22 protein-coding genes are annotated in these 20506 nt (G+C 67.8%); 13 read left to right on the top strand and 9 right to left on the bottom strand.

The genetic code is table 11. The features are described from left to right. Positions 1-7: 7 nt before the first annotated feature. Both ASE48_RS21960 and ASE48_RS21955 read right to left on the bottom strand, forming a co-directional pair. Positions 8-1000 carry a substrate-binding domain-containing protein gene (locus tag ASE48_RS21960; protein ID WP_057169248.1) on the bottom strand — a complete coding sequence of 331 codons (993 nt, stop codon included), beginning with the start codon at positions 998-1000 and terminating at the stop codon, positions 8-10. 107 nt (positions 1001-1107) lie between these two features. Continuing rightward, positions 1108-1959, bottom strand: a complete 852-nt coding sequence (locus tag ASE48_RS21955) for an HpcH/HpaI aldolase/citrate lyase family protein (protein ID WP_057169247.1) — start codon at positions 1957-1959, stop codon at positions 1108-1110. Positions 1960-2091: 132 nt separating this feature from the next. On the opposite strand from ASE48_RS21955, the gene ASE48_RS33875 reads away from it, so the two are divergent. The 3 genes from ASE48_RS33875 (at position 2092) to ASE48_RS21945 (ending at position 3535) form a co-directional block, all read left to right on the top strand. Then, positions 2092-2244, top strand: a complete 153-nt coding sequence (locus ASE48_RS33875) for a hypothetical protein (RefSeq protein WP_162264259.1) — start codon at positions 2092-2094, stop codon at positions 2242-2244. Between the two features lie 84 nt (positions 2245-2328). Continuing rightward, entirely contained in the window at positions 2329-2838 is a 510-nt protein-coding gene (locus tag ASE48_RS21950; RefSeq protein ID WP_235571420.1) for a GNAT family N-acetyltransferase, read from the top strand. 28 nt (positions 2839-2866) lie between these two features. Next, entirely contained in the window at positions 2867-3535 is a 669-nt protein-coding gene (locus tag ASE48_RS21945) for an NADPH-dependent F420 reductase (RefSeq protein ID WP_057169245.1), read from the top strand. Positions 3536-3674: 139 nt separating this feature from the next. Here ASE48_RS21945 and ASE48_RS32830 read toward each other — a convergent pair whose 3' ends face one another. After that, complete coding sequence (locus ASE48_RS32830) at positions 3675-3980, bottom strand: hypothetical protein (RefSeq protein ID WP_057169244.1); 306 nt, start codon at positions 3978-3980, stop codon at positions 3675-3677. A gap of 245 nt (positions 3981-4225) precedes the next feature. Between ASE48_RS32830 and ASE48_RS21935 the strand changes: the two genes are divergently transcribed. From ASE48_RS21935 to ASE48_RS21920, 4 genes are all read left to right on the top strand, one after another. After that, the gene (locus ASE48_RS21935; protein ID WP_235571419.1) at positions 4226-6472 is read left to right on the top strand and encodes a S15 peptidase family protein; all 2247 of its coding nucleotides are present in this window, start codon (positions 4226-4228) and stop codon (positions 6470-6472) included. 17 nt (positions 6473-6489) lie between these two features. Next, complete coding sequence (locus tag ASE48_RS21930) at positions 6490-7308, top strand: MOSC domain-containing protein (RefSeq protein WP_057169243.1); 819 nt, start codon at positions 6490-6492, stop codon at positions 7306-7308. A gap of 4 nt (positions 7309-7312) precedes the next feature. After that, entirely contained in the window at positions 7313-8494 is a 1182-nt protein-coding gene (locus ASE48_RS21925; RefSeq protein ID WP_057169242.1) for a lycopene cyclase family protein, read from the top strand. A gap of 138 nt (positions 8495-8632) precedes the next feature. After that, entirely contained in the window at positions 8633-9415 is a 783-nt protein-coding gene (locus ASE48_RS21920) for a DUF1906 domain-containing protein (RefSeq protein WP_057169241.1), read from the top strand. A 33-nt stretch (positions 9416-9448) separates the two neighbouring features. On the opposite strand, the gene bla is transcribed toward ASE48_RS21920, so the two are convergent. Then, complete coding sequence (gene bla, locus ASE48_RS21915) at positions 9449-10351, bottom strand: class A beta-lactamase (RefSeq protein ID WP_057169240.1); 903 nt, start codon at positions 10349-10351, stop codon at positions 9449-9451. A 173-nt stretch (positions 10352-10524) separates the two neighbouring features. Here bla and ASE48_RS21910 point away from each other — a divergent pair, with 173 nt between their 5' ends. After that, a complete protein-coding gene (locus tag ASE48_RS21910) occupies positions 10525-11406 on the top strand; it encodes a LysR family transcriptional regulator (RefSeq protein WP_057169394.1) in 882 nt (293 codons plus the stop codon). Further along, complete coding sequence (locus tag ASE48_RS21905) at positions 11403-12311, top strand: serine hydrolase (protein WP_057169239.1); 909 nt, start codon at positions 11403-11405, stop codon at positions 12309-12311. The genes ASE48_RS21910 and ASE48_RS21905 overlap by 4 nt, the downstream gene beginning before the upstream one ends. A 28-nt stretch (positions 12312-12339) precedes the next feature. On the opposite strand, the gene ASE48_RS21900 is transcribed toward ASE48_RS21905, so the two are convergent. After that, positions 12340-13434 (bottom strand): coiled-coil domain-containing protein, encoded by a 1095-nt coding sequence (locus ASE48_RS21900; RefSeq protein WP_057169238.1) that lies wholly within the window; start codon positions 13432-13434, stop codon positions 12340-12342. Positions 13435-13558: 124 nt separating this feature from the next. After that, on the bottom strand, positions 13559-14440 hold the full coding sequence (locus ASE48_RS21895; RefSeq protein ID WP_057169237.1) for an alpha/beta fold hydrolase: 882 nt from the start codon (positions 14438-14440) through the stop codon (positions 13559-13561). Positions 14441-14520: 80 nt separating this feature from the next. On the opposite strand from ASE48_RS21895, the gene ASE48_RS21890 reads away from it, so the two are divergent. Genes ASE48_RS21890 through surE form a run of 3 tightly spaced genes read left to right on the top strand, consistent with a single transcriptional unit; the run spans position 14521 to position 16987 of the window. After that, positions 14521-15144, top strand: coding sequence for a winged helix-turn-helix transcriptional regulator (locus ASE48_RS21890; RefSeq protein ID WP_057169393.1), 624 nt, complete (start codon positions 14521-14523; stop codon positions 15142-15144). Between the two features lie 59 nt (positions 15145-15203). After that, entirely contained in the window at positions 15204-16196 is a 993-nt protein-coding gene (locus tag ASE48_RS21885; protein ID WP_057169236.1) for a 1-phosphofructokinase family hexose kinase, read from the top strand. Between the two features lie 17 nt (positions 16197-16213). Continuing rightward, positions 16214-16987: a 5'/3'-nucleotidase SurE gene (gene surE / locus ASE48_RS21880; protein WP_057169235.1), complete on the top strand. Its 774-nt coding sequence runs from the start codon at positions 16214-16216 to the stop codon at positions 16985-16987. Positions 16988-17009: 22 nt separating this feature from the next. Here the strand turns inward: surE and ASE48_RS21875 are convergent, their stop codons facing one another. Both ASE48_RS21875 and ASE48_RS21870 read right to left on the bottom strand, forming a co-directional pair. Next, on the bottom strand, positions 17010-17264 hold the full coding sequence (locus ASE48_RS21875) for a hypothetical protein (protein WP_057169234.1): 255 nt from the start codon (positions 17262-17264) through the stop codon (positions 17010-17012). Between the two features lie 119 nt (positions 17265-17383). Beyond that, the gene (locus ASE48_RS21870) at positions 17384-18001 is read right to left on the bottom strand and encodes a TetR/AcrR family transcriptional regulator (protein WP_082614344.1); all 618 of its coding nucleotides are present in this window, start codon (positions 17999-18001) and stop codon (positions 17384-17386) included. Between ASE48_RS21870 and ASE48_RS21865 the strand changes: the two genes are divergently transcribed. Beyond that, positions 18000-18800, top strand: coding sequence for a hypothetical protein (locus ASE48_RS21865; RefSeq protein WP_235571418.1), 801 nt, complete (start codon positions 18000-18002; stop codon positions 18798-18800). The genes ASE48_RS21870 and ASE48_RS21865 overlap by 2 nt on opposite strands. 34 nt (positions 18801-18834) lie before the next feature. Here the strand turns inward: ASE48_RS21865 and chrA are convergent, their stop codons facing one another. Next, on the bottom strand, positions 18835-20259 hold the full coding sequence (chrA, locus tag ASE48_RS21860; protein ID WP_057169233.1) for a chromate efflux transporter: 1425 nt from the start codon (positions 20257-20259) through the stop codon (positions 18835-18837). Positions 20260-20506: the final 247 nt, after the last annotated feature.

The raw sequence follows: 20506 nt of genomic DNA, 5'->3' as shown, positions 1-20506 counted from the left end.
ACCGAGTTCAGCCCCAGCAGTTCTGTTCGGCCCAGGCGGTGTCCTTCGATTCGAGGCCGGCTACGGGCTTGTCGGTGATGAGCTCCGAGCCGGTGTCGTTGAATCCGCTCGGCTTGGTGCCGTCCTTGGCGAACTTGACCACGGCCTGCACACCCTGTTCGGCCATCTTGGCCGGGAACTGCATCACCGTGGCGCCGATCTTGCCGGATTTCACGTCTGCCACACCGGTGCAACTGCCGTCGATCGACCCGATGGTGATCTGGTCCGCGCGGCCGGCGGACTGGATGGCCTGGTACGCACCGGCCGCCGCCGGCTCGTTGATGGTGTAGAGCGCATTGATACCTGGGGCGCGCTGGAGGATGTTCTCCATGGCGGTCTGGGCCTTGGTCTGGTCGCCGTTGGTGTTCTCCTGGCCGACGATCTCCGGGGAGCCCTCGGCGATACCGAAGCCCTCCAGGAAGCCGTCGTGCCGGAAGGTGTCCACGGTGCCACCGGGGGTGCCGTCCAGCATCACGATCTGGGGCGGTGCGGCGCCGAGGGCGGCCTTCACCCATTTGCCCTGCGCGACGCCCGCGGCCAGGTTGTCGGTGGCGAACGTGGCGTCGACGGCGTCCTCCGGGTCGGTCGCGGTGTCGAGAGCGATGACGACAACGCCCGCGTCGCGGGCCTTCTTGATCGCGTCGAGCACTCCGGTGGAGGAGTTCGGGGTGATCAGGATGCCTTTGACGCCCTGACCGACCATGTTCTCGATGGCCGCGACCTGGCCCTCGTTGTCGCCATCAAAAGCGCCTGCAAGCGCCACCAATTCGGCGCCGTCCTTGTCGGCCTGCGCCTTGGCGGCCTCGCGCAGTTTCACGAAGAACGGGTTCGAGTCGGTCTTGGTGATCAGACCGACCTTGATGCTGTCCGAATCCGATCCGCTACAGGCGGTCAGTCCCAGAACCAGTGAGCCGGCCATGAGGACCATTCCGACCGCGTGCGTGCTGCGCTTTCCGAACATGTGGACTCCCTTGTCCCCGATGTGACGCGGATCGCATCACGTGATCTTCGGGAGCCTAAGCCCTAGGCAAGCGCTTGCGCACGCGCTTTCGCAAAATGTGAATCGGTTCAGTCGAGGCCGAGCTTCTCGGCGAGGTCAAGGATGGCCTGCGCGCGGGCCCGGGTGGGTCCGACACTGCCGTCATAGGGCCCGGCGGGCGCGTCGAGGCGAGCCAGCGTCCTGCGGGCCTCGTCGACGTCCAGCGGGGAGGGGCTGAGCAGACTGTTGATCGTCTCGGCATGCTCGGGATCCAGGCAGAGCCGGCCGGTCATGCCTGCGGCCTTGGCGACCGCGGTCTCCCGGGTGAGGTGGCGCGACTGATCACGCAGGGTCGGTCCGTCGATCGGCGCCGGGAGGCCGGCTGCGCGGCTGGCGATCACCAGGCGGGCACGCGGATAGGCCAGCACCGTCGGATCCTCGCTCATGCCGGTGTCCCGCCGAAAATCGCCGATCCCGAACGCAATTCGCGCACAGCCGGGGGTCCGTGCGATCTCGGTGACCGACTCGATGCCCAGCGCCGACTCGACCAGGGCCACCACCGGCGCTCCGGACGGCAACCGCGCAGCGGTGGCAGCGATGTCGTCGCGGGATTCGGTCTTGGCCAGCATCACGCCGAGAAGCCCCGGAGCGTGCGCCACGGCGTCCAGATCGGCCGACCACGCCTCGGTCGCCACACTGTTGATCCGCACCCACGCCTGCGCCCCGGTACTCAGCCAGTCGGCCACCGACACGCGGCCGGCGGGTTTCTGCGCGTCGGGCAGCCCGTCCTCGATGTCCAGCACGATGGCATCGGCGTTACCAGCGATGGCGGCGTCAAACGCCTCGCCGCCGCCCGGCGTTCCCGGCTGCAGCAGCCAGGTGCGGGCCAGTGACCAGTGCGGTTTCCGGCCTCGCTCCGTTGCCTGCGGTGAGACTGTCACGCGTGGACCTTTCGCTCGACGATGTCCCCTCCATCGTCCGAGCCGATCGACGCGGTGGCCAGATTACGCACATAAAGTTCACGGCTCGCTCACCAGCCGGCTGATCAGCGCATCGTCCATGGTGAACCTGCAGTGCAGGTCGGCAACACCGCCGGGGAAGACTCCCTGCAACCGTTGCAGTACGTCTACGTGATCGATGTCCAGCGTTGTGGCACCGGTGAATTCGGTGGTGCAGGTGAACTCGCCGGCCGAGCCGTCGTGGTCGGTGCGCGTGCGCTGTGGTGAAGTGTCATGAGTAGACGGTGGGGGCACCCGTGAGGGGAGAGCCAGCCGCGCTGTGCGGAGGGGGCGGTGATGCGGTACATACCGATGGCCACCTCGATCCGCACCGAACGGCTCAGCCTTGATCTGCGCGACGAGTGCGATGCCGAGTGGAATCACGAGCTACTCGGGGAGCACGAGGGTGGCACGTCGGAGTCGGTGAAGGACATCCGCGCTCGGTTGGCTCAGCAGCGGATCGAAGCTGTTCGGAACGGATTCGGGCTGCTGACGATTCGCCGCAACGCCGACCGTGAACCGCTGGGTTATTGCGGTCTGATCATCGGTCGGTGCACCGTCGATGAACCGGAGATCGCGTGCGAGCTGTTGCAACGCTTTCACGGTCACGGCTATGCAAGCGAAGCCGCTCACGCCGTGATGGAGGCGGCATTCGCGACCGGGCGCCGCCGGATCTGGTCCACCGTCGGCGCATGGAACACCCCTTCGCTGCGGGTTCTCGACAAACTCGATTTCCGAAGCGATCACGAGACCGTCGACACACGCGGGCGGCCGCTCATCTATCTGGTGAAAGATGCGCCATCTCCTTCCGCGACGGAATAGGCGGACCAGGCCGCACGTTGGCCGACATATGAAGATCGGAATCATCGGAGCAGGTCTGATCGGCGGCACCCTGACGCGCCGGCTGCGCGAACTCGGCCACGACGTCACCGTCGCGAACTCGCGGGCCCCCGAAACGCTCACCGAACTGGCGAACGAAACCGGTGCGACCGCGGTGTGGGCCAGGGACGCCGCCGCCGATGCCGACCTCGTCATCGTGAGCATCCCGCAGAAAAATGTGCCCGATCTGGCCGACGGGATCGTGGACGCCCGCAAGCCTGGCGCCCCGGTGATCGAGACCAACAACTACTACCCGCAGCAACGCGACGGGGAGATCGCGGCCATCGAGGACGGTCAGACCGAAAGCGGCTGGGTCGCCGACCAGATCGGCGCACCGGTCTACAAGGTGTTCAACGGGATCTTCTGGAAGCACCTGCTGAAGAAGGGAACGCCCAGCGGTACGCCCAATCGCATCGCGCTCCCGATCGCCGGTGCGGACGGACCGGGCCGCGAGCTGGTGCACGGAATCGTCGAGCAGCTCGGATTCGATCCGGTGGATGCTGGTCCGATCTCGGAGTCGTGGCGCCAGCAGCCCGGAACGCCGGTGTACGGCAAGGACTTCGATGTGGAGAAGACGGTGAAGGCCTTGGCCGAGGCGACGCCCGAGCGCACGGCTGAGTGGAGCGCGCGCACGGCGTAGTCCGGTACTGCGAGCCCTGGCGGCGCCCCGGTGCTGCCGTTACGTCGTGCCGACTGCGCGCCAACGTGTCGGCCGGTCGGCGACGGACCCTTCCCCGCGCCGGTGTGCACACATCCCCCCGGCACGGACAAGCTGCCGGTCAGAACGCGGTGTCGACCATTCCGTTGCTGGTGTTGCCCTCGTCGTGATTGCGGTCGATGTACCCCAGCCGGACCGGCGACTGTGGATCGGTCCCCAGCGGGATCAGCGGATCGGTGCCCAGGCCCTCGTCGCCCAGCGGGGCACCGGTCTCCGCCGAGATGGGGGCTTCTTGGTGCAGGGAGGCCGTCGACGTCGGGTCACCGACCTGAGGGTCGGTGTCGGCCGCGGCGATCGGCGCGAAGCCGATCAGTCCGCTCAGCACTACGGCGGCAACGGTTGTCGAGATGACGGTGATCTTGTTCATGTCAGGTTCCCCTCTGGGTCCGTGTCGATTGTCCGACCCCTTGAGACTGCTCGCGCAGAGGCCCGAAATCGCCGCGGCTAGCGCCCATCTCAGTGGTACCGCTAGCAGGAAGATCCCGTGTCCGACGCGGACTGCCCGATTGCTCCTTGTCCCGATCTGACGTTTGTGTTGTGATGGACAGCACGTCCCCAGCAAACACACAGTGATCTTGAACAGTGCGCCACAACTGACGGGAGAGCCTGGTAATGACCGGTGTGAGCGCGGCGGCGGTGTACATCGGCAGGATCGGCGGTTTGGCCGCGACTCTCGGCATCGGGGCGGCGGTGTTCTGCGGAACGGCGTCTGCGGCGCCCGCTGAAAGTGCAAGCGACGGCGCGAGTTCCCCGGCCTCCGGGCAGTCGTCTCCGCACACCGCAAAACCCGACGAGAAGCCGGACTCCGCGAAAGACACCGCTTCGGGCGAAGATTCCGCGACACCGCGAGCGGGCGTGCTTCGAGCGGCCGTCGACGACGACACCGATGCGCCGTCGGCCCGGAAGAGATCCGTGAAATCGGCGCGCGCGGCGGCCGTCGCCGACAGCCCTTCCGATGCCACCGACCCGGGACCAGCACCCACGGACCCGATCGTCATCACCCCGGCCGCCCTGACGGAGGTCGCCGACCCTGTGACGGCTCCCCGTCCGGCGCGCACCGTACGCACTGCCACAGACGGCCCGGCGGTGCCGGTGGATCCGCCGCTGTCGTGGACGATGCTGGCCGCCGCGAGCAGGAACACCCTTGCCCCCACCGCCGCCACGACACGGGTGGTCGACCCCGTCACGAACGCGCCCGTCATCGCGACACCGAAGACGCCGTTGCTGGAGCCATTGCAGCAGGTACCGGTCTTCGGGCCGCTGTTCGTGACGCCGATCGTCGCGGTGATCAACCAGATACCCGTGGTCAGCGACCTGCTGCACCCGATCGTCGGCTATCCCCTGGAGGCGGGCCGGCCGGCGGGCACACCGCGTCCGCGCGACGTGATGTTGACGTCTTTTGACGGCACCCGGATCTACGCGCACTTCATGCCCGCGGTCGGTCTGCGGCCCGGCGAGCAGGCTGCCACCATCCTGCAGGGCCCGGGTCTTCTCCTACCGGGCGCCACCAATCTCAAACCCACGCCGCTGGACGGCATCATCGCCGACACCTCGGGCCTGGTGTACATCGGGACGCTGCGCGCCGCCGGCTACAACGTCGTCACCTGGGATCCCCGCGGGGAACACAGTTCCGGGGGCAGGCTCGAACAAGGTTCCCCCGACTTCGAGGCCAAGGACGTGTCCGCGATCATCAGCTGGGTGGCCACCCAGCCCGAGGCGCGGCTCGATCCCGGCGTGCTGGATCCCCGTATCGGCATGACCGGCGCGTCCTACGGCGGCGGCATCCAACTGGTTGCCGCCGGCACCGATCCGCGTATCGACGCGATCGTGCCGGCCATCGCCTGGAACTCCTTCAGCACCGCCTACTACAAGAACCAGTCGTACAAGAGCAGCTGGACGGCCATCCTGACCGCGGGCACCACGCTGTTCACCCGCGCGAATCCGGCCATCCTGCCGGCCACCATCTTCGGTGTGCTGACCGGCAGGCAGACCCAGGCTCAACAAGACCGCCTGGCCCAACTCGGGCCCGGTGCCCCGCGCGACCTGGTCGGCAAGATCACCGCGCCGACCCTGCTGATCCAGGGCACCGTCGACACCCTGTTCTCGTTGCAGGAGGCCGACACCACCGCCCAGACCCTCATCGCCAACCGCGTCCCGACCAAGGTCATCTGGTTCTGCGGCGGCCACGGACTGTGCGCCAACAATGTGTTCGACCCCACCGACGGCGTCGTGATCCAGCAGGCGACCCTCGCGTGGCTCGACCGGTACGTCAACGGCAACACCGAGGCGGTGACCGGTCCGCGATTCGAATTCGTCGATCAGCGCGGGCAGTTCTATGCGTCGGATACCTATCGGATCGTCAACGGCAGCCCCGTCACCGCCGGCAGCTCCGGCGGCCTGCTGCCACTGGTGCCGTTCATCGGCGGCTCCGGACCGATGTTCGGGGTGCTGCCGATCGGCGGGTCGAAAGCCTTCAACGCCCTGAACCTCACGACACCCGCACTCACCACGACGACGGTCGTGGCGGGCGCACCTCGACTGACACTCAGCTACAGCGGCACCGGCATCGCCCGGCACGTGTACGCCCAGCTCGTCGACGACTCCACCGGATTGGTGCTGGGCGGCCAGGTCACGCCCATCCCCGTCACCCTCGACGGTCAGCCACGCTCGATCAGCATTGCGCTGGAGCCGGTGGCCCACACCCTCAAGCCCGGGCAGACCGTCACCGTGCAACTCGTGGCCTCGTCGACCCTCTACGCAACCATCACCTCGTTCGGCTCAATGCGGGTGACGGACATGCACCTCAGCGTGCCGACCGCGGACCCTGCCAGGATCACGCCCCGCGCGACGGTGTCCTAGGTACGTATCGTTCGACTATGTCCACCGGTGACCAACTGCACGTGGGAAGTCTGCACCGCTATCCCGTCAAATCGATGCTCGGGGAGGCCGTCACCACCTTGACCGTCGGTCACGACGGTGCCGAGGGGGACCGCCGGCTGGCCCTGATCGACGGCGAGACCGGACGGGTGGCCAGCGCCAAACAGGCGCGCCTGTGGCGCCGGCTCCTGACGTGCACCGCGCGCATCGACGGTGACCAGGTGCGCGTCCGCCTGCCCGACGGGACCGAGGTGCGGCCCGGGCAGGACGAATTCGACGAGGCCCTCTCCGAGTTGGTGTCGCGACCGGTCCGGCTGGCCACCCGCCGCCCCGCGGGGGCCAGCCTGGAACGCGCCGACCCCGAGCAGGTTCTCGATCGAGGACTGGACGCCGTGGTGGACGCTCCGCTGCTCGAGCTGGGCGAGGCGACCCCGGGCGATTCCTTCGTGGATCTCGCACCGCTGCACGTCATCACCACCGCGACGCTGGAGCGGATCGGGACCGAGGCGCAGCGCTACCGGCCCAACATCGTCATCGTCACTCCCCCGGGCTACCCCGCGTACGCCGAGAATGACTGGGCTGAAGGGACTTTCGATATCGGCGCTGTCCAACTGAAAGGGATGGGCGCCACGCCACGATGCGTGATCCCGACCCTCGAACACGGTGACCTCGGTCGCGCCGTCCACGCACTGCGCACCCCGGCCACCGAGAACCTCGTCGACTCCTTCGGCTTGGGGCGCCTACCCTGCGCGGGGGCCTACTTCGAAGTGGTCACCGAGGGCACCATCAGCCTCGGCGATCCGTTCACCCGGGCCTGACCCCATGGACGTTCTGGTGGTGGGCGCCGGGCCCGCGGGGATGGCGTTGGCGGCGGCATGCGCGAGGCAGGGGCTGGTCACCGGGTTGGTCGACCCGTCCCCTGACCGGCCGTGGACGGCCACCTACGGCATGTGGAGCCCAGAACTGCCGCCGGATCTGCCGGTGTCCGTGGTCGCGGCGCGCGCCGCCGGCCGGGCGATCGCGCTGACCGAGCACCAGTTGGGCTGGGAGTACGCCGTTCTCGATGTGCCCGCACTGCAGCGGCACCTCGCCGACCAACTTGCCGGAGTGCACATTCACGCCGGGCGCGCAGTCGGGTCACCGGAACGCGGCGTGGTCACGCTGGCCGACGGATCTGCATTGCGCGCCGCGGTCGTCGTCGACGCCGGAGGCCGGGCGCGCCCCCTGGATGCCGCCGCGGCGCGCCGCACACCTGCGGATCAGACGGCCTACGGGTTGGTGATCGACGCGGACGCAGCGGCACCGCTCACGGAGTCCGGAGACGCACTGTTCATGGACTGGCGTGCCGACCACGGCGAGGCGGGTTGGCCGACGTTCCTGTACGCGGTGCCCTTGGGCGGTGGACAGGTGCTGGTGGAGGAGACCTCCCTGGCCCGCCGGCCGGGACTTCCGCTGTCGGTGCTACGCCGACGGCTGCATGCCAGGCTGGCCCACCACGGTGTAAAGATCCCGGAAAACGCACGCAGCGAGAAGGTTTCGTTTCCGTTGGATCAGCCACGACACCGCGGGACGGATGTGTTCGGATTCGGTGCGGCGGCGCCATTGATCCATCCGGCAACCGGTTTCAGTGTGGCCGCGTCGTTGCGCCTCGCGCCGACGGTGGCCGCTGCGCTGGCCGCTCACCTGCCGGCCGGTCCGGACGCGGCGCTGGCCGCGGCGCGGCGCACCATCTGGCCGCGCTCCGCCCGAGCGATCCACCGCTTCCGGCTGATCGGCCTGGAAGCACTCCTGCGGATGCCCGCCGACGACGTCCCGCGCTTCTTCGAGACCTTCTTCTCGCTGCCGGAGGCGCACCGTTGGACCTACCTGACCGCTCGCGACGATGTGCCCGGTACGGCCGTCGCCATGGGCCACCTGTTCCGGCTGGCGGACGGACGGTTGCGCCGCCACCTCATCGGCTCGGCCGTGCGCAGGCCGGTGCCCGCCGCCGAGGTCTCGACGTGAGGCGAAGCGTTGCGGTGGACTGTATTCCGCGTCGTCGCCGGTGGCGTCGGCGGATTTCACTGTCCGCCCCGTAAATTTCCCGCTGGCGCACGGCGCGGTCACATATTTCACTAGAGCCACTCTGTTAACATCCCCGCCATGTCGGATCCCCGCGCGGTCTCCCGCCGTGACGCCCTGCGCTACGCCGCAGCGGCGTCGGCGCTGGCCGGCATGGGTGCCGTCGCGGCCGGTGCTGCGGCGCCCACCGCCGCAGCCGCCGCGCCCACGCTGATCGATTACGCGATGCGCCAGATCCCGGCCCAGGACATCCGGGCCGCCGGGCACTCCGGGGTGATCAACTACGTGTCGACGTCGCGACCCGGGTCGTCGTTCGGCGCCAAGCCGATCACCCTGCCCTACGCCCAGTCACTGACCGCCGCCGGCTTGATCATCGTCAGCAACTATCAGTACGGGAAGCCCGGCGGGACAGCGCCTTCGGACTTCACCCGCGGGTATGCCGGTGGGGTGGCCGACGCCAGGACCGCGTGGGCGTTGCACACCGCGGCGGGCGGCGGTAAGAGCGCACCGATCTTCTTCAGCGTCGACGACGACATCGACCGCAACACCTGGAACAGCCAGGCACTGCCGTGGTTTCGCGGAATCAACTCGGTGATCGGCGAGATGCGGACCGGAATCTACGCGGGCATCAACCCGTCCCAATGGGCCATCGAAGACGGTGTGATCGGCAGGTCGGGCACGCCCGGCAAGGCGTGGATCTGGCAGACGCGGTCATGGTCGAAGGGCCAGATCCATCCGGCCGCGGTGCTCTACCAACGCGTCATCGACACTGCGTCGAATCCGGGACCGATCGTCGGGGGCATCCGTGTCGATGTCAACGACGTGCTGGCCCAGGATTGCGGCCAGTGGAACAAACACCCGTAAGCGCGGCGACCAAGCGCGGGCGGCATTGAGCTCTCATGGTGTTCCACCCTGATGGTGTCCCCACCGCGCCAACGTGAGTCGTACGGTGTCCGCGACCGCGTCGTTGAGCCGCGGGGCGTCCATCTGGTCCTCGGCGGATCGTGTCAGCACGGCGACCAGGATGCGCTGCCCGGTCGGGCCGATGAGCAGGCCTGCGTCGTTGGTGACACCGAAGTCACCGGCACCGGTCTTGTCTGCGCTTGTCCAGCCGGGCGGCAGACCCGCCCTGAAACGTTTGTCCGAGGTCACATTGGCCTGCATCCAGCTCAGTAGGCGGTCCCGAGACGGCGGGTCCAGCGCATCGCCGACCATCAACGCCCGATAGCCGGTAACCAATGCGCGAGGTGTCGTGCAGTCACGCGGATCGCCCGGCAATGCCGAATTGAGGTCGGGCTCCCAGCGGTCCAGACGCGTCTGGTCATCGCCGAGGCCACGTGCGAACGATGTGATCGCCGGAGGCCCGCCGATGCTCCGCAGCAACGCATTACCTGCCGAGTTGTCGCTGAAGACCAACGCCGCCTCGCAGAGTTCTGCGAGGGACATCGACGTGCCGACCCGCTTGCTGGTGACGGGTGAATCGACCACGATGTCGCCGGCGGTGATCGGTATGGCCGAGTTCAGATCGAGCACACCTCCGGCCACCATGTGCAGCACCCGCCCCACGGCGTAGGTCTTGAACGTCGAGCACATCGCCTGCCGGTCGTCAGGGCGGTATCCCAGGGTCTGTCCCGTGCCCAGATCGAGAGCCCACATGCCGATGCGTGCGCCGTGTCGGTGTTCGAGAGCGGCGAAGTCACTGTCTGCGGTGGCCGGCGGCGGTGTCGCACCGGCGATTCGGCAGCCCGCCACGACACCACCTGTCACCAGCGCACCGATGAGCGCTTGACGTCGAGTCATGTGTTGATTCACAACGACACCAGACCACTCTCGCCGAGGCGTGGCCCAATTCCCGCGCTGCCGCAGCGCTATATCCGCTCGCAATCGCCGCAGGCCAGCGCCACCCGCTGTGGGCCCCAAGTCGGTGCGCGGCCTGATCGCCTCGCCACCGAAGACCGTGTTGACTGGTGGACGTGGACTTGGTCGCTCATCTTCGTTACTTCGTCGCTGTCGCCGAGCACCGGCATTTCGGGCACGCCGCAGCCAGCCTCGGGGTCACTCAGCCGCCGGTCTCCCAGGGCCTGCGCCGACTCGAGAAGCGCCTGGGGCTGCAATTGATCGAACGCGCGCCCGACGGCGCCAGGCTCACCCATGATGGCGCTGCGCTGCTCCCTCGGGCGCGGCTCATCGTCGATGACGCTGCCCGGTTCCTCGACGATGCGCAGCAGATGGTCGGGGCACGGCAGGGAGTGCGGTGGGGCGTCATTCCGCAGTTCGACGACGAGCTCGTCGCACGCTGTGTGGATGGTATCCGCAGCACTCTCGACAGCGCCGACGCCGTCGTCTCGACTGCCACCGGCAGCACAGCGCAGCTGCTGGGCGAAGTTCGTCGCGGGACGCTGCAACTCGCTGTGGTGCAACATCCCGTGCTGGTCGAGGGAATCGACGCCGGACCGGTCGTCACCGTCGCACGCAGCGTGGTGTTGCCGGCGGGGCATCGCGCCGCCGTCGCGGATGCACCACGCGCGCAGATGCTGCAGGACCTCGCACTGGCAACCGTTCCGCGAGAAGACAATCCGGCTGCTCACGATCTGCTGATCGACCAGCTGCGTCGTCGCGGCCTGGATCCGTCCACGGTCCCCGCCGCCACCCATCGCGAGGTGGCTGCCGCGGTCGCATCGGGACGATGTTTCGGTCTGGCCACCAGCGCCGCGCCGGTGCACACCGGCACCGCACACCGCCGCATGCTCGTCGACGAAACCGCGTTGCGCCTGCGAATCGTCACCGCCACCGGTGCCGACGTCGGCGACGCGGTGTACGCGGTCGACCGTCAGCTCCTGCGAGCCGACCGGTGAGGACCATCGAACAGCAGATCACCGACGCGTTCACCGACGCCGGCTGTCTCGGATGGCTGCGGGCTCAACACATCGGCGGCACCGGACGTGTCATCGATATCGACGGGGATGCACCGGTGGTCGCGGCTTCGGTGTATAAGGTCGTCGTGCTGATCGCCGCTGCGCGCGCATTCGACACGGGCCGCCTCGACCCGCACGCAACGGTGCGCGTCGTGCCCGGTGACTGCACACCCGGACCCACCGGTATCAGCCTGTTCGCCGACCCGGTCACGCTCTCGTGGCTCGACCTCGCCCGAATGATGATCACGCTGTCCGACAACGCCGCTGCCGACGTCCTGCTGGCGGCAGTGGGCATGGACGCCCTGCACGACGTGATCGACGACCTCGGTCTGGCCAGTACCCGTGTCGTGGGCGGCACCGCGGCGCTGCAACGCCAGGTGATTCATGACTCCGGAGCTCTGACCCTCGGCGAAGCGGTCGGCCTGCTCGCCAGCAACAACGTCATCCACGACAGTGCGGCATTCGACCCTGCGTACACCACCGCGACCAGTCCGGCCGACACGAACACCATGCTGACTGCCATCTGGACGGGCACCGCCGCCTCCCCCGAGTCGACTCATGCCATGAAAACGATTCTTTCTCAACAGATCTGGCCGCACCGGATCCGGTCGGCGTTCCCTTTTCCGGATGTGGTGGTGGCCGGCAAGACAGGCACCATCGGACCCATCCGCAACGAGGTCGCCGTCGTCTCGTTCCCCGATGAGATTCCGATCGCGGTTTCCGTGTTCACCCGCGCCGCGCGCTCAGATGTCTACTTGCCCGTCGTCGACCAGGCGATCGGAAGCGCGGCCCGCCTCGCGGTGAACGCGCTGCGGGCCGCTGATGTGGTGGCGCTCGACGCCTGAATCCCCAAACGCGGGTGCTGCTCGGAAGTCAGCGGCGCGGCGTCACGGTGATGTGCACGTGGTCGAAGTGGCCGTAACCAGATGCCTGCGGACCGGCCGGCGTGTAGTACGTGCCACGCCAGATCACATCCTGCAGCCCGAACCGGCCTGCGTTGGCCATCGCGAACGCCATGATCTGATCTCCCAGCGCGATGCCCTCGGGACTGCCGGAGTTCGGGATCATGATGTCGATCGCCAGGCCGCTCGGATGCCACGGCTTCGAGTCCGGCCGTACCCCACCGATCTCGCCGATCTGCGGGAACTGCGCACTGACCGCCCGGGCCGCCAGGATCGCGTTGGGCTGCAGACCGGCCTCGTTGGCGACACCGACGGGCAGGGCCGCCTCGGGGATGTCGATGACGGCGGCAGCCAGAGATGGCGGGGCCGGCATCGCGATGATCGCCGGGTCTGTCGGAGCGGGCGCACTCGGCGGTGGCGGCGGGACCGCGTTGTCGACGGCCGCCTGCTGTTGCGGTGTGAGTGCGGCGTACTGCGCCTCCGCGGCGGCGATCTGCTTCAGCATGTCGCTCAACTTGGACTGAAGGTCGGCACGCACCGATGCTGCCTTCTCGGCCGCGGCGCGGGCGCCGGCGGCTGATTTCTCCGAAGCCTGGGCGGCGGTGGCGGCGCGCTCACGCGTTGCCAGGAAGACCTTCATCTGGTCGGCTGCCTGCGCGGCGACCGTCCGCTGCAGCGACAGCCGATCGATGAGCTGCTGCGGGGAGCCGGCCGTCAGCACCGCCGCCATCTGACCGCTGCGTCCACTCATGTACTCCATCGCGGCCACCCGGTTGATCGCGGCCTGGTACGGCTGGAGCTGGGCGTTGGCGGCCTCCAGGGCCTGCAGGTCGCCGCGATGGCGCTCGTCGGCTGCTGCCTGAACAGCGGCGGTCGCATCCACGTCACGCTGGGCAGCGGTGACAGCCTGGCGACTCTGCACCGCCTGCTGGGACAACTCGTTGAGTTTGGCCAGTGCATCTGCCGCGGGATCGGCATACGCGCCGCCCATCGATACGGCCAGGACCAGGACTGTCACCGCGAAACCGCACACCGCTCGTCGAAGTGAACGGCGCACTTCGGTCATTCGGATTGTCACGGTCCTTCGCTATAGGACCGATCGTGGCCCGGCTGTCGACTGTCTCGGACAGGCTACGAACTGGCATCGGCGATGTCCACTCGTCCCTCGGAGCGAGCGGCTGGGCGACCTCCTACCTCGCTGCCCAGTCGCGGATCGCGGCAACGAACTCCTCGGGCGCGTCGGACTCCACATAGGTGCCGGCGCCTTCGACGATGACGGTCTCGTGCTGGGGGAAGGTGGCTTCGAGGCGCTCCCGCTCCTGCGGGCGGAAGGCGATGTCGGCGTCGCCCCACACGATGAGGGTAGGTAGGTGGGCGAGGTCGGCAAGACCGGCCTCGACGTCGGCGAAGAAAGCGCGGCTGCCGAGCACCCGCCCAGGCAGCACAGCGCTGGCCTGCCGCCGCTCAGCGGTGGCGAGCGCCTCTCGGTAATGGTTCATTTCGTCGGCCGTCGGTGTGCGTCTGCGGTGGCCGGTGGGGATGAAGGCGTTGACGAGCACATTGAATTGCCGGACCAGGAATCGCATCGGGAGACCACCGACAATGCGGGAGAAGGCCTCGAAGTGCAGCACGCCGTTGACGGGCCAGGCCCAGGTGTTGACGAGGACCAGCCGATCGAAGGCGCCGGGCCGTCGCTGCGCGGCGGCCAGGCCGATCGGGCCGCCCCAGTCCTGGCCGACCAGTGTCACACCGTCCAAGCCGAGAGCATCGACGAACCCGGTGACCACGTCGGCGTGCTCCTCGGGTAGGTAGCGGTACCCAGGCGCTGCCGTGGAGAGTCCGAATCCCGGATAGTCCAGCGCGACACAGCGGAAGTCTGTTCGCAGCGCGGAAATCACCTCGCGCCAGAGAAACGACCAGGTCGGGTTGCCGTGCAGGAGAAGCAGTGTCGGGCCCGAGCCCTCGTCGACGTAATGCACGCTGTGCCCGTCGATGTCGATGAAGCGACTCTCGAACGGGAACAGTCCGTCGTCCACCCAGGCGGGTCGGGTGCTCTTGATGGATTCGGTCATGACGCCCCCTGGTGTGCCAGCCTTCTCGATCGCTTGAACTTCTCATATACACTTGAGTAAATCAAGTGCTGGAGGATTCGATGCGCAGCTACGGGCAGTACTGCGGGCTCGCCCGCTCCCTCGGAGTCGTCGGCGACCGGTGGAACCTGCTGATCGTCCGCCAGCTGCTGATCTCTCCCGCGCGCTACCGCGACCTGATCAACGGTCTCCCCGGTATCGCGACAAATTTGCTCGCCGACCGACTCCGCGAGCTCGAGGCTTTCGGGGTGATCGAACGGCGATTGGCCGGCGAAGGCAGCGTGGTCGAGTACCACCTCACCCCGTGGGGCGCCGAACTACGCACGCCGATCGAGAGTTTGATCGCCTGGTCGACCCCGCTGATGGTGCGCGGCCCCGAAGGCGAAGCCTTCCGCCCCGAGTGGCTCGCTCTCGCCATCCCTGCCCTGCTCGGAACCCGGGTCAAGGTCCGGTCCTCGGCGACGGTCGGCCTCGATGTCGGCGAGCTCCTGGCACTTCGCGCATCGCGAACGGGCTTCGAGGTCGGCCTGTACGAGGGCGGCGATCTCGATGCGATCATCCGTGCCGAACCCAGCTACGTCCTCGGGCTGGCTGCGGGAGCCCTCACCCTCGAGGACGCCCGCGCCCTCGGTCTGGTCGAGGTCGACGGGGACGAGTCCGTCGTCCGCGCCGTCTTCGCCGCCTGACTGACGCCGATCTTTCCGGTGCCGAAGGTCGACGGCACCGAGTGGGTACCCCGCCACCCATGACGAACACCGAGCCCGAGCCGCCACCGTCCGACCATGCGGACTCCGTTGTCATCTTCGCCCCGTCACCGGTGCTGACCGTGACCGTGGAGGACCGTTCCGGGGAGGCCGACATCCACGTGCATGCGGGAGGCCAGGGCGTGTGGCAGTCCCGCATGGTGTCCTCGCTGGGTGTGCCGACCGTGCTGTGTGCCGCCCTCGGCGGCGAGACCGGCTCCGTGCTGGGCCACCTGTTGCCCGCGGAGAACGTCACCGTGCGAACGGTCCCCGTCAGCTCGCGTAACGGGGCGTACGTCCACGACCGCCGCACGGGCAGCCGGGAAGTCGTCGCCGAGAGCGCCGGCAGTCCGCTCGATCGCCACGAACTCGACTCGCTCTACGAACTCACCCTCACCCTGGGTCTCACTCACGGTCGGGTGCTGCTGTCCGGGCCGCAGGACGATCGGGTGGTGCCCGCGGATCTGTACCGGCGCCTCTCCACCGACCTCGGCGCCAACGGGTGCAAGGTCGCCGCCGACCTCGCCGGCGAACGACTGGAGGCCGTGCTTGCCGGTAAGCCGTACCTGATCAAGGTGAGCCACGAAGAACTGCTCGCAGACGGCCGTGCGAAATCAGAGGACGCCGAAGATCTGGTGGCGGCCATGCGTGCCATGCGCGACGAGGGCGCAGGCACGATCGTCGTGTCGCGGTCCGGTGCCGCGCCGGCCCTGGCGATGCTCGACGAGCAGGACGCTGAGAGCGACGGGACGCGAGGCGGCGCTGTGGTGGAGGTCGAGATGCCCAAGTTGGAGCCTGCCGACCCGGCCGGAGCCGGGGACTCGATGACGGCGGGCATGGTCGCTGCGCTGGCAAGCGGACGTTCGCTGCGCGAGGCCTTGCAGGTGGGCGCGGCGTGTGGGGCGCTCAACGTCGTGCGCCACGGGCTGGGCACCGGCGGCGCGCAGGCCGTCGAGACGCTCGCCGAACGCGTCGAACTGCGGCCATGGACATAGCGAAGAGAGGACGAAGGGTGCCACGCGCCTTGGTAACCAACGACGACGGGATCGACTCGGCCGGCCTACACGCACTGGCGATCGCCGCACAGCGGGCGGGGCTCGAAGTGATCGTGGCCGCACCCGCGGAGCAGGCCAGCGGCGCGAGCGCGGCGCTCACAGCGGTGCGCCGGGAAGGCCGCACGGTGGTCGAGCGCCGGGAAGTGCCCGGCCTGGACGGTATCGAGGCGTGGGCCGTCCACGCCCAACCCGCGCACATCGTCGCCGCCGCCTTGAACGGGTGGTTCGACCCGCGCCCGGATCTCGTGCTGTCCGGGATCAATCACGGCGCCAATGTCGGCCGGGCCGTACTGCATTCGGGTACCGTCGGCGCGGCCTTGACCGCCGGGGTGAACGATATCCGCGCGTTGGCGGTGTCACTGGATGTGGCGCTGCATCCCCGCGGGGACCGGCACTGGGCAACGGCCTCCGGGCTGGTGGCATCCGTGCTGGAACTGCTTCTGGATGCACCTGAAGCAACTGTCTTGTCCCTCAACGTCCCTGACCGCCCGGCCGCCGAGGTAGGACCGATCGTGCACGCCCGGTTGGCGCGCGGTGGGGCGGTGCAGGCGCGGGTCGACGAGGTTCGCGAAGGTGACGTCCGGCTCGCCGAGTTCGAGATGGACGAGGAACCTGAGTCCGGCACCGACAGCGCACTCCTGGCGGCCGGCCACCCGACGCTGACGGAGCTCAAGTCCGTCGCAGCGCACGACGGCGATTTGGTGCCGAACTGGCTCCAGGCGAGGCAGTGACCCCCTCGGGCTTACGTGTCGATCAAGCCCCGGACGGCACCGGATAGCGGTCGTTGATGTCGGCGTTGGACGCTTTGCGCGCGCAGTGGGCGCAACAGAAAATGCCCTCGTCCGCCTCGACGCCGTGACCGAGGATGCGGCAACCACAGTGGCCGCATTCCGGTGCCAGTTGCACGGCGGCGCATTCCACGCTGTCAAACGTCGCCGAATGCCCGTCCGCGAACGTCACCGAGAATGCCTTGTCGTAGTCATTGCCGCAGGTATCGCAGATCGCCATGAAGACTCCTCATATCGTGGTTTCCGAATGGGTGCCCGGTCGCGTGGACCGCCAAACGGTGAGGCCGGCCCATTGTGGATATCGACGGAACGTGCCGCCGTCCACGCGGCTTCCGTCAGTCAACTACGTTGGCGCGCTGCCAGCTTCCCCATCGCAATGACACCGTGCTTGATCGACTCCGCGACCGCAACCGGGTCTGCGTCACGAAGCTCCGCGATGTTGGATGTCAAGGCCAGAGTGGCGAAGCCGTGTGACAACGACCAACCGGCCAAGGCCAGTGACGTCACCTCGTCGTCACCGACCGGCTCTGAGCGACCACTGCCCAGACTTGCGCGAGCGGCATCATGCAGCACATCAAACGCAGATTTTTTCGCGGCCAACAGCTTTGGATCGTCGATGCGGTACAGATAGGGACGGAACATCACCTCGAAGTGGCCGGGGTACGCGAGCGCGAAAGCGATGTACGCCTGGCCGCCCTGAAGGAATCCATCCGGTCCGCTCGCCACCGAGCCCAGCGCTTCGGCCTGTAGTCGGAAGCCCTCGGCCGCCACCGCGGTGAAGATCCCGCTCTTGTCTCCGAATTGATAGGCGAGCGCGGCGTGCGAAACGCCCGCGCGCCGGGCAATGCGGCGCATGCTCACCGACGCAACTCCGACCGTTCTGACTTCCTCGACAGCTCCGTCGATCGCCGCACGTTCGAGTTGGCCGTGATGGTACGGGCGTGGACTCGTTGCCATGACCAGCCACCCTACCGTCGATCTGACCATTGATAAGTTTCACCGCTTCCGGCATCATCGAACTCGGCGCGTGAACTTACCGGTGGAAAGATATGCAGACCGGAGGACCGATTTGAGTACTTCCGAGGTGGCGGCGAGACGGGAGGCGAAATCCTGGCCGGCCGCGCGGGTGGCGCGATGGGCCGGCGCGGTCGGGTTCGCCCTGCCCGCACTCACCCTGATCGCCTACCCGATCTGGTCCTTTCCGGCGACACAGACCGCGGGCACGGAGGTGGCGCGATGGGCGGCGGACAATCACGACCGCCTGATCGTGACGATGCTGCTCAACACGACGGGCGTCACGCTGTGGCTCGTTTTCGGCGCCGCCGTACACGCCGTTCTTCGTGACCGCCTCCCCGCCGCCTCGATGCTGCCGATGTGCTTCGGGGCAAGCTTTCTCGGCTGTGTCATCCTTCTGCTCAGCGGGTTCACCGCATTCGACCTGCTGCTCTACCGCGATCACGGTGCGGAGATGTCAATCCTGCTCTATGACTTCACGTTCGGACTGCTTGCCATGTCCGGCCTGCCGACGGTCGTCGCGCTCGGAGCATTCGCCGTCGCGGTGTACACCTACCGGGTGTTACCCCGCTACACCGCGCATCTGGCGACGGCTGGCGCCGTCGTTCATCCACTCTTGCTGGCGACTTTCATCGTCAAGGATGGCCCACTCTCCCTGGAGGGCATCTCGATCACCGCGATGCCGGCGTTCCTGTTCGCCTGGATCCTCGGCACGGCGCTCGCCATGCCGCGGCTCAGATAGCGCCCAGAGTCGGCGTTCAAGCGTGTTCTGCATGTCACGTGAGCGGCAGTCCGGCGAGTGCGGCTGCACCACCGAGCAGTGCGCAGATGCCGAGGGTGCGCAACACCGACCACTTGAAGCCGAAGATGATGACCGCGGCGATGACGGCGATGGCGAGCGCGAGCGGCTTCCACGTGGCGGCATCGGGTAGTTGCATGCTCACGAAACCCCAATGCACGGTGATCGTTTCGGCGAACAAAGTGTGGAAGGCGAAGTAGACGGCCAGGTTGGCGATGACGCCGACGACGGCAGCGGTGATCCCGGTCAGAGCTGCGCTGAGGTGCGCGTTGTTGCGTAGGCGTTCGACATAAGGGGCGCCGAGGAATACGAACATGAAGCACGGCACGAAGGTGACCCACGTGGTGAGCAGCGCGGCCAGTGTCGCTGTCAGCCACGGATCCAGGGTGCCCGGGTTGCGGTACGCCCCGACGAAGGCGACGAACTGCACCACCATGATGAGCGGTCCGGGTGTGGTCTCCGCCAGCGCCAGCCCGCGCACCATCTCGCCTGGGGCCAGCCAGTGGTACACCTCCACAGCGCGTTGTGCGACGTACGCCAGTACCGCGTATGCACCGCCGAACGTCACCAAAGCTGTTCCGGTGAAGAACATCCCTTGGGTGGTGAGCACGCTGTGCGGTCCGGTGAGCAAAACGACCGCAAGCATGGGCAATCCCCACGCAAGCAGGCTGACCCCGAGCACTTTGGCCGTGTGAGCGCGCGACGGACCGACGTCGTGAAGCACGTCATCGCTGATGAGCGAATCCTGGTCGGTGTCACTGCCGCTCGCGGATGTGGCGTGCCCGCTCAGCATCGCCGGGGCGTAGCGTCCCAGCCCCCACCCGATGACCGCCGCGACCGCAATGACGATCGGAAAGGCGATCCCGAACACGCTCAGCGCGATGAACGAGGCGACAGCGATGACGATGAGGCCCGGGCCGGTGAGAGCCTTCTTTCCCACCCGCCACAAAGCGCTCACCACGATGGCCAGGACCGCAGGCGCCAGGCCCGCGAAGAGGGCTGCGACAGCCAGGGTTTCACCGAATGCGACGTAGATAGCCGACAGCGCCAGTATGGCCACCGCACCGGGAAGGACGAACAAGGTCCCTGCTGCAATCCCGCCGCGGGTGCCGTTCAACAGCCACCCGGTGTAGATGGCGAGCTGCTGAGCCTCGGGGCCCGGCAGCAGCATGCAGTAGTTGAGTGCATGCAGGAACCGTTTCTGGCCGATCCAGCGTTTCTGATCGACGAGGAAATGCTGCATGACCGCGATCTGGCCGGCGGGTCCGCCGAAGGTCTGCAATGAGATCAGGAACCAGGCACGCAGCGCCTCCCGGAACGGCACCACGTCCCTCGACGCCGGTAGGTCGTTCGCCGCAGCGGGTCGCGGGTTGCCTGGCACGTCGTTGGCACCGGCGCTCATGACGGGTGCCGCCCGATGGTCAGACTGCGCCGAAAGTACTCGTAGAGTCCGGTCGACGCGGCATCGCCCACGACCAGGGCCTGCTCATCGAGCGACGGAGAAGACACGCAGCGCACGCAACCACGGTTACGTGCGCTTGTCGAGTGTTCGCCTCATGAAATCCCGGCGACGGCCAGACACGTTCGCAGGCCGCAACGCTTTCACTGCCTCGCGGCGAACCGCCCCTACCCGCCAGCAGGTAGCGCGT

The organism is Mycobacterium sp. Root265, assembly GCF_001428895.1.
Classification (GTDB): domain Bacteria; phylum Actinomycetota; class Actinomycetes; order Mycobacteriales; family Mycobacteriaceae; genus Mycobacterium.
This window is presented reverse-complemented; position numbering and strand designations above follow the sequence as displayed.